This is a genomic window from Streptococcus halitosis (genome assembly GCF_023147855.1).
In the GTDB taxonomy this organism is placed as follows: Bacteria; Bacillota; Bacilli; order Lactobacillales; family Streptococcaceae; genus Streptococcus; species Streptococcus halitosis_B.
In genome coordinates, this window is record NZ_JAHXOP010000001.1 from 533,613 (window position 1) to 546,526 (window position 12,914).

At 41.3% G+C, this 12,914-nt stretch carries 14 protein-coding genes and 1 pseudogene; 4 read left to right on the forward strand and 11 right to left on the reverse strand.

Features of this window, described 5'->3' with window-relative positions; genetic code table 11:
- Window position 1: 1 nt before the first annotated feature.
- The 3 genes from pyrR to KZX55_RS02670 all read right to left on the reverse strand — a co-directional run bounded on the left by pyrR (window position 2) and on the right by KZX55_RS02670 (window position 1,908).
- Complete coding sequence (gene pyrR, locus KZX55_RS02660; protein WP_000850018.1) at window positions 2-523, reverse strand: bifunctional pyr operon transcriptional regulator/uracil phosphoribosyltransferase PyrR; 522 nt, start codon at window positions 521-523, stop codon at window positions 2-4.
- A gap of 212 nt (window positions 524-735) precedes the next feature.
- Window positions 736-1,365 carry an endonuclease III gene (gene nth, locus KZX55_RS02665; RefSeq protein WP_000244429.1) on the reverse strand — a complete coding sequence of 210 codons (630 nt, stop codon included), beginning with the start codon at window positions 1,363-1,365 and terminating at the stop codon, window positions 736-738.
- Window positions 1,366-1,908: a YceD family protein gene (locus KZX55_RS02670; protein ID WP_084973899.1), complete on the reverse strand. Its 543-nt coding sequence runs from the start codon at window positions 1,906-1,908 to the stop codon at window positions 1,366-1,368. It lies immediately after the preceding gene.
- Between the two features lie 168 nt (window positions 1,909-2,076).
- Here KZX55_RS02670 and KZX55_RS02675 point away from each other — a divergent pair, with 168 nt between their 5' ends.
- Both KZX55_RS02675 and KZX55_RS02680 read left to right on the forward strand, forming a co-directional pair.
- Window positions 2,077-2,406, forward strand: coding sequence for a helicase BlpT (locus tag KZX55_RS02675; RefSeq protein WP_248023733.1), 330 nt, complete (start codon window positions 2,077-2,079; stop codon window positions 2,404-2,406).
- A 437-nt stretch (window positions 2,407-2,843) separates the two neighbouring features.
- Entirely contained in the window at window positions 2,844-4,403 is a 1,560-nt protein-coding gene (locus KZX55_RS02680) for an ATP-binding cassette domain-containing protein (protein ID WP_248023742.1), read from the forward strand.
- Window positions 4,404-4,446: 43 nt separating this feature from the next.
- On the opposite strand, the pseudogene KZX55_RS02685 reads toward KZX55_RS02680, so the two are convergent.
- The 4 genes and pseudogenes from KZX55_RS02685 to KZX55_RS02700 all read right to left on the reverse strand — a co-directional run.
- Window positions 4,447-4,566, reverse strand: a pseudogene (locus KZX55_RS02685) (zinc metalloprotease HtpX); the annotation flags it as partial.
- 90 nt (window positions 4,567-4,656) lie between these two features.
- Window positions 4,657-5,256, reverse strand: coding sequence for a CPBP family intramembrane glutamic endopeptidase (locus KZX55_RS02690; RefSeq protein ID WP_248023745.1), 600 nt, complete (start codon window positions 5,254-5,256; stop codon window positions 4,657-4,659).
- A 108-nt stretch (window positions 5,257-5,364) separates the two neighbouring features.
- Window positions 5,365-6,264: a zinc metalloprotease HtpX gene (gene htpX / locus KZX55_RS02695; RefSeq protein ID WP_007521505.1), complete on the reverse strand. Its 900-nt coding sequence runs from the start codon at window positions 6,262-6,264 to the stop codon at window positions 5,365-5,367.
- 1 nt (window position 6,265) lies between these two features.
- On the reverse strand, window positions 6,266-6,826 hold the full coding sequence (locus KZX55_RS02700; protein WP_007521503.1) for a LemA family protein: 561 nt from the start codon (window positions 6,824-6,826) through the stop codon (window positions 6,266-6,268).
- Window positions 6,827-6,919: 93 nt separating this feature from the next.
- On the opposite strand from KZX55_RS02700, the gene rsmG reads away from it, so the two are divergent.
- Window positions 6,920-7,633, forward strand: coding sequence for a 16S rRNA (guanine(527)-N(7))-methyltransferase RsmG (rsmG, locus tag KZX55_RS02705; RefSeq protein ID WP_007521501.1), 714 nt, complete (start codon window positions 6,920-6,922; stop codon window positions 7,631-7,633).
- A 339-nt stretch (window positions 7,634-7,972) separates the two neighbouring features.
- Entirely contained in the window at window positions 7,973-9,256 is a 1,284-nt protein-coding gene (locus tag KZX55_RS02710; protein ID WP_000808282.1) for a uracil-xanthine permease family protein, read from the forward strand.
- Between the two features lie 44 nt (window positions 9,257-9,300).
- Here KZX55_RS02710 and KZX55_RS02715 read toward each other — a convergent pair whose 3' ends face one another.
- The 4 genes from KZX55_RS02715 to gla all read right to left on the reverse strand — a co-directional run bounded on the left by KZX55_RS02715 (window position 9,301) and on the right by gla (window position 12,856).
- Window positions 9,301-10,206: a DMT family transporter gene (locus tag KZX55_RS02715; RefSeq protein WP_248023753.1), complete on the reverse strand. Its 906-nt coding sequence runs from the start codon at window positions 10,204-10,206 to the stop codon at window positions 9,301-9,303.
- Between the two features lie 8 nt (window positions 10,207-10,214).
- Window positions 10,215-11,153 carry a serine hydrolase domain-containing protein gene (locus KZX55_RS02720; protein ID WP_248023760.1) on the reverse strand — a complete coding sequence of 313 codons (939 nt, stop codon included), beginning with the start codon at window positions 11,151-11,153 and terminating at the stop codon, window positions 10,215-10,217.
- Window positions 11,150-11,875 (reverse strand): CppA family protein, encoded by a 726-nt coding sequence (locus tag KZX55_RS02725; RefSeq protein ID WP_248023763.1) that lies wholly within the window; start codon window positions 11,873-11,875, stop codon window positions 11,150-11,152. Before KZX55_RS02725 ends, KZX55_RS02720 begins: the two co-directional genes overlap by 4 nt.
- 111 nt (window positions 11,876-11,986) lie before the next feature.
- Window positions 11,987-12,856, reverse strand: a complete 870-nt coding sequence (gla, locus tag KZX55_RS02730) for an aquaglyceroporin Gla (protein WP_000348119.1) — start codon at window positions 12,854-12,856, stop codon at window positions 11,987-11,989.
- Between the last annotated feature and the right edge of the window lie 58 nt (window positions 12,857-12,914).

Below are 12,914 nucleotides of genomic sequence, written 5' to 3' on the forward strand. Positions count from 1 at the left end.
TCTAAGCTTCTTCAGTAATCAGAACTCTGTCTTGGCCATCAAGTTCTGTCATCTCTACGATGATTTCTTCAGAACGACTGGTTGGGATATTTTTCCCAACGTAATCTGGACGGATAGGCAATTCTCTATGTCCACGATCGACTAGCACCGCAAGACTCACGCGCGCAGGACGACCATGACCAACAATATTATCAATAGCAGCACGGATAGTACGGCCTGTATAGAGTACATCATCCACTAAGATAACTTCACGGTCTGTCACATCAACAGAAATCAAAGAAGTATCTTCTCCGCTTTTAACATCATCACGGAAAGGCTTAGTGTCCAATTCCACAACAGGAACTGTGATGTTTTCCAACTGCTCCAAACGTTCTTTAATACGATGAGCGATGAAAACACCACGCGTTTTTATCCCCGCTAGGATAATCTTATTCAAATCTTTATTGCGCTCAATAATCTCATAAGTAATTCGCGTAATCGCTCGTTTGACAGTCAATTCGTCTACAACTTCTTTTGTCTTCATGACAAACCTCCAAAAAGAAAAGTCTCCTTCTACAAGGAGACTTGAAATGTATAGCCAAGCGAGCCCTACTGTATATAGTATAGACTTCACCCTTCTACTTTTATCGCGCTCCTTGCCTGCCTCACGGGACAGGTTTAAAGGACTATTTAGTTACCATTTACTATAGCACAAAGCACCCTTAAAATCAAGCAAAAACTTTTTTCAGAGTCCTCTTAAACATTACTAAAATCATATAATTGGGGATAGTGATCGCATTCTGGATTTTTGGGATGACAGATAGCTCGTCCAAAGTAAATCATTGCCTGGTGGGCTGCTAACCACTCTTCTGGTGGTAGGACGTCCATGACACGTTTTTCTACTTCAAGTGGCGTAGCTGATTTTTTAACGATATCGTGATGCTTACAGATACGCTCCACATGAGTATCCACTGCAAAAGCAGGAATTCCAAAGCCCACACTCAATACTACATTTGCTGTTTTACGACCAACACCCGCTAGACTTTCTAATTCCTCTCGAGTCTGAGGCACTTGACCATCAAAATCGTCTAGTAACTGTTGGGCACATTTTTTAAGGAATTTAGCCTTATTTCGATACAGTCCCAGACGAGAAATGTGTGAAGCAATTTCACTCTCTGTCGCAACAGACATGGCTTGTGGTGTCGGAAAGGCAGCAAAGAGACCTGGCGTGGCCTTGTTTACCGCTGCATCTGTCGTCTGAGCTGACAACATCACCGCAACCAAGAGTTCAAAATGATTGCGAAAATCAAGACTAGGCTTAGCATCTGGAAAGAGGGCAATAATTTCCTCAATGACATGACGGGCACGTTTCTTGGATAAAACCATCTACTCGTCTCCATCAAATAGTCCTTGCAAGCCAGCAAATGGACTGTTTTCTTCTTTCTTGACTGCTTGTTGAGCTTGATATTCGTCTTCAGTCATGATTTGCCAGTCATTTCCTGACACAAAACCTTGGCCCGCCTCTTCTTCTGCCGTCAAGACCTTGATAGGGATATTGAGCAAGATATTATCTGCTACGCTCTCAGCAAGGTCAATTTCCCCATTTTCGATAGGCAAGACCAAGTCATCGTCTAGAACTTCCTGGTCTAGTTGATTGGTTGCTCCTTCCATGAAGACCTCTGTGACTGGGTAAGACTCAGCCAACTCAACTGGTTCCATACTACGACTAGAAGCAAGAACAATGGTATATGACAACTGATAGTCTAAAAAATACAGACGGTCTTCATACTGCACCTTCCCCACTGCAAGGATATCTTTGACATCTAAAATCTCTTGATTTCGTTTACGCAAGTCTGCGACAAGGTCTAAAGTTTGTTCAAAGTGTAGGCCTTCAGGTTGCTTACGAATTTCTTGAATGTTTAACTTCATATTTCCTCCATAAAGATGTACTCACTTGATTATACCATGAAAAGGCTATAAGTCAGCCTTCCAAACTTTGATATTAAAATCTCATTTTTTAACATATTTACTATGACAAACTTTCCTATTAGTGCTATACTATAGGCAAGAATACACCAGAGCAAGGAGGATGCTCATATGGAAGATAAAGCACTCATCACTGAAGCTTACCAACTCCTTTTCAAGTTAAATAAAAGCTACCAAAGTTGCAAACAAGGAACAGCCGATGATCTTCGACTGCAAGAGCTGCTGAACACCACTCTTAAGGAAGTAAAAAAAGCAGAAAAGCTTGACAACAGTATCTTAATCGACCTTGAGAAATTTTACCAACGTACCAGTCTTCTGATTGGACTAGGGAGCCTAAAACTAAATGATCAAGTTCGTGCTGCTTGGCGCAACTATGACAAGTTCCACTACGAACATGTCAAACACGTACTGACTCTCTATGGACCTGTTTTCGGATTCTGATACTCTTCGGAAATCTCTTTAAACCACGTCAGCTTCGCCTTGCCGTACTCAAGTACAGCCTTCGGGTCGCTTCCTAGTTTGCTCTTTGATTTTCATTGATTATAAAAACTAGAATTTCCTGTTTTCTGTTGACAAAATTTCCTTAAAGGTATAGGATGGAGGTACTAATACTCGGAGGTAAGGGAGACATGAACAACTAAGTCTATCAAATAAAGAATCTTTATTTAGTAGATCTTGTTTTTGTCTCTTTTTTGTGTGCTCTTTTTATACTAGATTTTCTAGTATCTTGTCCTCATTGAAAATCGAAAAACTAGAAAGCTATGCTCCTCTTGGGTTGGGTTAGGCAGCTCCAAGCTAGTTTGACGAGTTTTTCAACGAGGATAATAGAGTTTTGACAGTGACTTTGGGCTCTACTAGATAAAGTAGAGCTTTTTGTTATGCACTATCGACATTCTAGAAAGGGCAACAATATGATAAAAATCAATCATCTAACTATCACGCAAAACAAAGATCTACGGGACCTTGTATCTGACCTAACCATGACTATCCAAGACGGGGAAAAGGTGGCTATTATTGGTGAAGAAGGAAATGGTAAATCGACTTTACTACGAGCTTTAATGGGGGAAGCATTGCCTGATTTTACTATCAAGGGCGACATCCATTCTGACCTTCAATCACTGGCCTACATTCCTCAAAAACTCCCTGAGATCCTGAAAAAAAGATCTCTACATGACTACTTCTTTTTGGATTCTGCTGATTTAGACTACAGCATTCTTTATCGTTTGGCGGAGGAATTGCACTTTGATAGCAACCGTTTTGCTAGCGACCAAGAAATTGGCAGTCTATCAGGGGGCGAAGCTTTGAAAATTCAGCTCATTCACGAGTTAGCAAAACCTTTTGAGATTCTATTTTTAGATGAACCTTCAAATGACCTAGACCTTGAGACGGTTGATTGGCTAAAAAGGCAGATTCGAAAGATTAGGCAAACTGTTATTTTCATTTCCCATGATGAAGACTTTCTTTCTCATACGGCAGATACTATTGTCCACTTGCGACTGGTCAAACATCGAAAAGAAGCGGAAACGCTAGTCGAGCATTTAGACTATGATCGATATAGTGAGCAGAGAAAGGCTAATTTTGCCAGACAAAGTCAGCAAGCTGCTAACGACCAGAGAGCCTATGACAAAACCATGGAAAAGCATCGCCGCGTCAAGCAAAATGTAGAAACTGCACTTCGAGCTACCAAAGACAGTACTGCCGGTCGCCTATTGGCTAAAAAGATGAAAACTGTTCTCTCTCAAGAAAAGCGCTACGAAAAAGCAGCTCAGTCCATGACCCAAAAGCCACTTGAAGAGGAACAAATCCAACTTTTCTTTTCAGACATCCAACCATTACCAGCTTCTAAAGTCTTAGTCCAACTGGAAAAGGAAAATTTGTCCATTGGCCAGCGCATTTTAGCTCAGGAGTTACGACTAACGGTCCGTGGCCAAGATAAAATCGGTATCATTGGGCCAAATGGTGTTGGAAAATCGACTCTGTTAGACAAGTTACAGCAACTATTAAGCGACAAAAGAGAAATTTCGCTTGGTTTTATGCCACAAGATTATCATAAAAAACTACAATTGGATCTATCTCCAGTAGCCTATCTCAGCCAAACTGGACAAAAAGAGGAACTACAGAAAATCCAATCTCACCTAGCCAGTCTCAATTTCAGCTATCCAGAGATGCACCACCAAATCCGCTCCCTATCTGGTGGGCAACAAGGCAAACTCCTACTTTTAGATTTAGTGTTGCGCAAACCAAACTTTCTCCTTCTGGATGAGCCTACACGTAATTTTTCTCCCACTTCTCAACCCGAGATCAGAAAACTCTTTGCCTCTTATCCAGGTGGACTGATTACTGTTTCACATGATCGACGTTTCTTAGAAGAGGTCTGTACGAGTATCTATCGTTTGACAGAAAATGGTTTGGAAGTTGTTGATTTACAAGATTTTTAGATTTTAAACATAGCAAAAATCCAGAGACGACCTCTGGATTTTTTTACATCTGTTTCAAACGTTCAATCCGTTCTGGGATAGGTGGGTGGGTATAAAAGAGTTTTTGAAGTCCGCCACCTTTCTTCGGATCATTGATATAAAGAGCGCTACTGGCATCGTCAATCTGACAGATTATGCTCTGACTTTTGTTTAAATTGTATAAGCTAGAAATCATTTTTTACTATCTTACAGCTCAAAGCATTCTAATGTAGCATTATCTCATATACAAAAAGCAAAACGCAACCAGATTATTAAGGACATGCAAAAGAATGGAATTCCATAGGTTGTCAGAAGTCTTATACCTTATCCCAAATGCAAATCCCATACCTAAATAGTTGATAAAACTAGGAATAGTATAGGGACCATGCAAATAAGCAAAAAGAAGCGATGTGGCAAACAAGCCAAAATATGTATTCTTAAATACTATCCCCTGTAACATACCTCGCATAAAGATTTCTTCCGTGACGGGTGCCAAAACACAGAGATCCACAAAAAGTACAGACCATGAAAGGGATAAACTGTGCACAGCTTGAGTTGTGTCTGATTGGGTAGGGCCTAAAAAATTGACCAAAATATAAAACAGGAAAAGCAAGGAGTATGAAAGAAAACATTTAAAAATATCTTTTAGGCAGATTTTCCGAATGTGAAACAAGTCATACTTTTTCCCTACATATAAAAATATTGCAAGTTCAACAAGGGTAAAAAGGATTGATAGCGTTAATGAATTTATTCGCATGATTTTCTCAGCTATACTCAAATGAATCGGCATAAAAATCAAAATCAAGAAGAACGTCATCCAGCGCTTATACATCATTCACCTCAATAACATAGAATTACATATATTATACTATTTTTTCATGAGATAACAAGTTAAAAGCGAGATACTAAAAGCAAAAATCCAGAGACGACCTCTGGATTTTTTTTACATGTGTTTCAAGCGTTCGATTCGTTCTGAGATAGGTGGGTGGGTATAAAAGAGTTTTTGAAGCCCGCCACCTTTCTTAGGATCATTGATATAAAGAGCGCTGCTGGCATCATCGACATGGTGATGCATCGGCTCGCTATTGTCCAACTTACGCAAGGCATTAATCATCCCTTGAGGATTGCGAGTCAGCTCCACACTAGATGCATCCGCTAGAAATTCCCTCTGACGGGAAATGGCTAATTGCACCAAGGTTGCTGCGAGAGGTGCTAGAACAATGGCTAAGAGAGAGATAACAAGCATGATAATCTCCAAACCATTTCCATCACGATCATTATCACTCCGTCTGCGACCAGCGCCACCCCACCACATCATCCGTCCTGCCATACTAGACAGAAGGGTAATGGCACTGGCAAGGGCAACAGCAATGGTCGAAATGCGAATATCGTAGTTTCGGATATGACTGACTTCATGCCCCATAACAGCTTCTAGCTCTTCACGATTCATGATAGCTAAGAGGCCCGAAGTGGCTGCGACAGCTGCATTCTGCGGGTTTGAACCTGTTGCAAAGGCATTTAAAGAAGAATCCTCAATGATGAAAACACGCGGCATAGGAATCTGAGCAACCATGGCCATATCTTCTACTACGTGGTAGAGGTCTGGTGCTGTTTGCTCATCAACCTCACGCGCCCCATTCATAGACATGACAATCTCTGTCGATTGAAAAATCATGGTCAGAGCGTAGATAAGACCAATAATCAAGGCAACAATCATGCCACCAAGACCTGAGCGCATGAAGAGATAGCCAACCGCATAACCAACCAAGGCCAAGAGTAGGAAGAAAACCAGCAACAAAATCCAGGTTTTTCGTTTATTGCTCGCAATTTGATCAAACAACATCTTAGTCACCTAAACCGCTAAAGTCAACTTTAGGAACTGCCTTTTCCTCTTCAGGTGTTTGAAGGAAGTCTGCAGCTTTAAATCCAAATAGTCCTGCGATGATGTTGCTTGGGAAACTTTCAAGTTTTACATTGTAGTTGCTGACAACACTGTTGTAGAGTTGGCGAGAGTAAGAAATTTTATTTTCTGTATTGGTCAACTCTTCTTGCAATTTGATAAAGTTAGCACTAGCTTTCAAGTCTGGGTAATTCTCTGCTACTGCAAAGATACCAGAAATCTGGCGGGTAAGGGCATCACTGGCCTTCATAGCTTCTGCCGGTGAAGTTGCTGCGGCTACTTGTCTACGAAGTTCTGTTACTTTTTCCAAAGTAGAACCTTCATATTTCGCATAGCCTTTGACTGTTTCAATCAAGTTTGGGAGGAGATCATTACGACGCTTCAACTGAACATCGATCTGGCTCCAAGCCTCCTTGGTCTGCATACGATTTCTAACCAAACCGTTATAGCTAACAATCACAAAAATAACAATCAGAGCCAAAACTCCAAGAATAATCCAAGTCATAATCTTATTCCTTTCTGCTTTTAGATTACTACCAGTATATCAAAATTTTAATGAATATGGTAAAATAAGATGATACTAGAGAAGGAAACTACTATGAAATCAGAAACATTTTACAGCCTACTAGCTGAGCAAAATCTTCCACTTTCGGACCAGCAAAAGAACCAATTTGAACGCTATTTTGAGCTCTTGGTCGAGTGGAATGAAAAGATTAACCTGACCGCTATTACAGACAAGGAAGAAGTTTATCTCAAACATTTTTATGATTCGATTGCGCCTATTCTGCAAGGTTTGATTTCAAATGAAACTATCAAACTTCTTGATATCGGAGCAGGGGCAGGATTCCCTAGTCTTCCTATGAAAATCCTCTATCCTCAGTTAGATGTGACCATCATTGATTCGCTAAATAAACGAATCAACTTCCTTCAGCTTTTGGCTCAGGAGTTGGATTTGGATGGTGTTCACTTCTACCATGGACGGGCAGAAGACTTTGCCCAAGACAAGAACTTCCGTGCCCAGTTTGATGTGGTGACGGCTCGTGCGGTTGCCCGTATGCAGGTTTTGTCTGAGCTGACCATTCCCTATCTTAAAGTCGGTGGCAAACTATTGGCACTCAAGGCCAGCAATGCTCCTGAGGAATTGATAGAAGCCAAGAATGCCCTCAACCTCCTCTTTAGCAAGGTAGAGAACAACCTCAGCTATGCCCTGCCAAATGGAGATCCGCGCTATATCACTGTCGTCGAAAAGAAAAAGGAAACCCCAAACAAATATCCACGTAAGGCTGGCATGCCAAACAAACGCCCTCTTTAAACAATTTACAAAATCAATCCTCGTTCTCGCATTTCCGGGCTTGGGAAAAATTCGTTTACAAAACGAACCTCACTCTCGCATTTCCGGGCTCGGGAAAAATTCGTTTACAAAATCAAACCTCGCTCTCTCATTTCTAGGCTCGGGAAAAATTCGTTTACAAAACGAATTTTTTCTGCTATACTATCCTAAGCAAAGGTTTTTAATGTCATCCTGTGAGGTGACGAAGGCGCAGATTTATATAAATTTTTAAAAGATAGCTATTTTTTAAAAAGTCTTACTCTGAGGGCCTATTGCTGCAAAATAATGGGCTCTTTTTTGGTGCCCAAAAGTGAGGTTTTTATGAAACAGGAATCAACTGTTGACTTGTTACTAGACGTTGATCAACGTCCTTCTGCTGGTAAAGGTATTCTTCTAAGCTTCCAGCACGTATTTGCCATGTTTGGCGCAACCATTCTCGTTCCCTTAATTTTGGGAATGCCCGTATCGGTTGCTCTCTTTGCATCCGGTATTGGAACACTTATCTACATGATTTCTACTGGCTTTAAGGTTCCAGTTTATCTAGGTTCTTCATTCGCCTTTATCACGGCGATGTCTCTAGCCATGAAAGAAATGGGAGGCGATGTCTCTGCTGCTCAAACGGGGGTTATCTTGACTGGTTTAGTCTATGTCCTTGTAGCAGCAAGTGTTCGTTTTGCAGGTACGAAATGGATTGACAAACTCTTGCCACCAATCATTATCGGACCTATGATCATCGTTATCGGTCTTGGTCTTGCTGGTTCTGCTGTAACGAATGCTGGACTCGTAGCAGATGGAAACTGGAAAAATGCTCTTGTAGCCGTCGTGACGTTCTTGATTGCAGCCTTTATCAATACAAAAGGAAAAGGTTTCCTTCGTATCATTCCTTTCCTCTTTGCCATCATCGGTGGTTATATCTTCGCTATGATGCTTGGTTTGGTTGACTTTACCCCAGTCCTTCAAGCCAATTGGTTTGAAATTCCTGGTTTCTACTTGCCATTTAGCACGGGTGGTGCTTTTAAAGAGTACAACTTGTACTTCGGTCCTGAAACAATTGCTATCTTGCCAATCGCTATTGTAACAATTTCAGAACACATCGGAGACCACACAGTTTTGAGCCAAATCTGTGGCCGTCAATTCCTAAAAGAACCAGGACTTCACCGTACGCTTCTCGGTGACGGTATCGCGACATCTGTATCGGCTTTCCTCGGTGGACCAGCTAACACGACTTACGGAGAAAATACAGGGGTTATCGGGATGACTCGTATCGCTTCTGTCTCTGTTATCCGTAACGCGGCCTTCATCGCCATTGCTCTTAGCTTCCTAGGTAAATTCACTGCCTTGATTTCAACCATTCCAAATGCTGTGCTTGGTGGCATGTCCATCCTTCTCTACGGAGTTATCGCCAGCAATGGTTTGAAAGTTTTGATTAAAGAACGTGTTGACTTCAGTCAAATGCGTAACCTCATCATTGCCAGTGCCATGTTGGTACTTGGACTTGGTGGAGCCATCCTCAAACTTGGCCCAGTTACACTTTCAGGTACTGCTCTATCAGCTATGACAGGAATTATCTTAAACTTGATTTTGCCACACGAAAATAAAGACTAATCATCTATACACACAAAATCCACTCGATTGAGTGGATTTTTTAATTACTTACTCTTTATCTCCAGCAGTAAATCTTTCAATGAAATAATGGTTACAGCTAGTAAAATCATAGCCATACCGACAAAATCAATCACATAAAACTGTTCCTTCATAATCAGAAAGGCAAAGAAAACGGCAGAAATTGGTTCTATGGAAGCTAATAAACTAGACTTAACAGGGCCTATCAGACTAGCTCCTTTTAGGAAAGCTGTATAGGCAAAAACCGTTCCGATGATGATAATCCCAGCAAATGCAAAGAGAAAATCTAAGCTGGTTGGTATGCTAGCCCGTAAGACTCCTGTGAAGGGAAGAGCCACCACACCAGAAATAACCATCCCAACACCAATCACCAAAATACTGCCCCACTTCTTAATCAAAGCGATGGGAAGGATAATATAGAGGGCATAGGTCAAGGCTGAAAAGAGGCCCCAGAAAAGACCAGCAGGTGTGACAGACAACTGGTCAACTTTCCCATGCGTCGCAATCAGAAAAGTTCCTCCTATAGCCAATCCAATCGAAATAATCTCAGCCAGAGTAGGCGCCACCTTGTCCTTGATACAAGTATAAATCAAGATCCCAACGGGGCATACATACTGGAGAACTGTCGCCGTTCCAGCATTGGTTTCCTGAATGGCAGAAAGATAGGCAAACTGGTTTAAGAAAAGCCCGAAAACTGCAAATAGCAACAGAGATAAAAAGCTTTTTCCGTCCTTTAAAAAAGAAAGGAGTTTATCCTTTGAAGTCGCATAGGATAAGATTACTAGTGCCAAGCCTGCAATGATAAGTCGCAAATTGGTCAAGACTAGAGCGGAAATCCCGTGTACCATCAGGTATTGGCCACTGGTTCCTGACAAGCCCCAAGCAATCCCTGCTACTACTGTATACAGAGTTCCTTTTACGATTTTTGACATGCTTCCCCCTACTCTTCTTGACGAATCATTTCCATGACTTGATTTCGATCGACTATCCACTGGGCACGCTCATCCTTCTCATACGTTCGATTGGATAAAAAGATAGCAGCTTCTTGTTTCTCCCGATTCCACATGATAAAGGTACCAGTATAGCCCGTATGGTCGAGCCAAGCTCCTCCTTCCAGATTCCAAGATAGGGAACGCTCCTTATCATCTAAGGGAGAAAAATTTTGGCTCAAATCTGCTGCAAAATCATCTTTTAAGTAATGTTCCAGAAAGATTTGCAGATCCTTAACAGTCGAAAACAAACCTGCACTACCAGCGTGCTTCCCTAATAGACGGGCTTTGGGATCGTGAATGATTCCGGCCTCTACTCCTCTCACTGTTGGTACAGCAACCTCAACGGGACCAAACATCGTTTCCTTCATCCCCCATGGTTCCAAAACTTGTTCTTCTATAATCTGATCCAAGTCTTGGTTAAAGATTTTTTCCAAAAGAAAGCCCAAGAGTAAAAAGTGAACATCTGAGTATAGAAAAGCAGGCTGACCTCGTCTGTTGAGGTGAAACATGGCTTCTCTCAATTCCTCTGCACTTAACTTGTCACGGTTGGGAATGAAGGGGTCTAAATCTGTAGAATGGGTCAGAAGCTGCCGTATAGTGATATCTGGGTAATCACACTCCGGTAAAAAATCCGTCACCGGTTGATCAATATCGAATTTGCCCTGCTGCCACAAGAAGATGAGAACCGTCCCCACTCCCACAACTTTACTCACACTGGCCAGATCATAGACCAAACCGCTCTCTGTTTTCAAGCCCCTTTCTGGATCACTCAATCCTAGATAAGACTCTTTCCATTCACCATCCTTATAATACGCAAAAGAGGCCCCGGGATAAATCCCTGCCTCGATTTGATTTTCTATTTTTCTTAGAATTTTTTCCCACTTCATGCTTCTTCAAACCACAATTCAATGTTATTGGTATCTTTACCAAGGAAGAATTTTTCAGACTTAGGGACAAAGTAGCCTGTCTTTTCAAATTTCTGACGAAGACTGGTTCGATCAAAATTTCTTACTAAAAATTTCAACATCGTCAGGTCCCAAGTGACATTGTTCTCAACAGCCAAATCTGGTCCTTGCCCTTTAGTAAAGGTAATTGCTTGCGCTACTCCTTCAGGATCAAGCAAGCTCTCTGTCCCCTCAGGCAAACGCAACTCCATAGAAACCTCAAATTGACTCACGTATTTTATACTTGTATTTGAATAAAATTCAGGAACAGTTTCCAGTGGAACCAAATCTCTTACATCATTTTCTGCATGAACAAGGATCACATCCTCTTCAGGTGAAACAATCTCAAAAGCATATCCACGGCTTCCTTTAAACAGGCGAGGAAGAGACTTCATCTGAGAAAGAAGGGCCTCGATTTCAGAAGGATTCTCAACCTTTATCAAGAGTCTAGCTAGCTTCTTAAATCCTTCAACTCTACGAGTTCGCATACTTGGAGCTTCTTCTAAAATCAATCTCTCCGTACCCGTCTGGTCGCCTAATGAAAGAAAGGCAGACTCTTCTAATAAGGGTTTCATCCCCAGAGTTTCAATGTAAAATATCTCATTTAATTTTCGATTATTAACTTTCAAAGTCGGAATGATCCGAACAATCTCATTCACATCCATAAATTCCTCCAACTATTTTATTTTAAAGGATTTTAGAATATTTTACAAGCCATATTTGTTTAAATTAGAAAATTTCCCAAGAAAAAAACTGGGTTTCCCCAGTTTCGTTTCTTATAGGTAAAGTAGTTTGAATAGTGCTACTGCTGCAATACCCGCTGCAATTGGAGCTACAACTGGAACCCAAGCATACCACCATTTTGAATCACCCTTGTGTTGACCAAGAACTGATTTTGGAAGGAGTTCGTGAAGAAGACGTGGTCCAAAGTCACGAGCTGGGTTCAAACCAGGTCCAGTAGGTCCACCGAGTGAAGTTACCAAGGCCATTACTAGGAAACCAAGTCCTAAATGAGCTACTGAAAGACCTGCTGCTGTGTGTGGTGCTATTTGAGCTTTGATAGCTAATTCAGAGAAGTCAACTGTTTGATTAGCCTGCGTTGCCATTTGCTTCATGTATTGCATTACTTCTGCACCAAAAAAGTTTTTAGTCATTCCTAGGGCTGCAAAGAACAGAATAAACGAACCGACAAACTCATTGATAAAACCATTTACACTTGCTGCGAAACGTGATTCTTTTGTACCGTGATCAACATTTGAAATCGTTGAGAAAGTACCCAAAATGTTATTAGAATTCTCTGTTTTCAAGTAGTAAGGACGGTGAGTTGCAACGACCATAGCTTGACCAAAAATCGCTCCTAAAACTTGCACAAGGATGTAATATGGTACTTGTTCCCAAGGGAAAAGTCCACTCACAGCAAGTCCAAGTGTGAAAGCTGGGTTGATGTGGTTACCAGATACATTACCGAACATCAAGGCTGGGATCATAACCCCCATACCGTAACCAACCGCGATAACGAGCCAGCCACTTTGGTGACCTTTCGTACCTTTAAGTTCAACGTTAGCAACTGCACCATTACCAAGAATGACCAAAATGGCAGTTCCCAAAAATTCAGTGGCATATTTAATAGCCCATGTAAAATCCATTTGATAGATTCTCCTTAATTTTTTTAGATAATCCTTATTCTATCAATTTTTAAACCTT

Excerpts from the sequence above, each read along its gene's own strand:
- KZX55_RS02710 (WP_000808282.1), top strand. The coding sequence starts at position 7,973 with ATGAAACAGGAATCAACTGTTGACTTGTTACTAGACGTTGATCAACGT.
- pyrR (WP_000850018.1), bottom strand. The coding sequence starts at position 523 with ATGAAGACAAAAGAAGTTGTAGACGAATTGACTGTCAAACGAGCGATT.
- rsmG (WP_007521501.1), top strand. The coding sequence starts at position 6,920 with ATGAAATCAGAAACATTTTACAGCCTACTAGCTGAGCAAAATCTTCCA.
- KZX55_RS02675 (WP_248023733.1), top strand. The coding sequence starts at position 2,077 with ATGGAAGATAAAGCACTCATCACTGAAGCTTACCAACTCCTTTTCAAG.
- gla (WP_000348119.1), bottom strand. The coding sequence starts at position 12,856 with ATGGATTTTACATGGGCTATTAAATATGCCACTGAATTTTTGGGAACT.
- KZX55_RS02700 (WP_007521503.1), bottom strand. The coding sequence starts at position 6,826 with ATGACTTGGATTATTCTTGGAGTTTTGGCTCTGATTGTTATTTTTGTG.
- htpX (WP_007521505.1), bottom strand. The coding sequence starts at position 6,264 with ATGTTGTTTGATCAAATTGCGAGCAATAAACGAAAAACCTGGATTTTG.
- KZX55_RS02720 (WP_248023760.1), bottom strand. The coding sequence starts at position 11,153 with ATGAAGTGGGAAAAAATTCTAAGAAAAATAGAAAATCAAATCGAGGCA.
- nth (WP_000244429.1), bottom strand. The coding sequence starts at position 1,365 with ATGGTTTTATCCAAGAAACGTGCCCGTCATGTCATTGAGGAAATTATT.
- KZX55_RS02690 (WP_248023745.1), bottom strand. The coding sequence starts at position 5,256 with ATGATGTATAAGCGCTGGATGACGTTCTTCTTGATTTTGATTTTTATG.
- KZX55_RS02715 (WP_248023753.1), bottom strand. The coding sequence starts at position 10,206 with ATGTCAAAAATCGTAAAAGGAACTCTGTATACAGTAGTAGCAGGGATT.
- KZX55_RS02670 (WP_084973899.1), bottom strand. The coding sequence starts at position 1,908 with ATGAAGTTAAACATTCAAGAAATTCGTAAGCAACCTGAAGGCCTACAC.
- KZX55_RS02680 (WP_248023742.1), top strand. The coding sequence starts at position 2,844 with ATGCACTATCGACATTCTAGAAAGGGCAACAATATGATAAAAATCAAT.
- KZX55_RS02725 (WP_248023763.1), bottom strand. The coding sequence starts at position 11,875 with ATGGATGTGAATGAGATTGTTCGGATCATTCCGACTTTGAAAGTTAAT.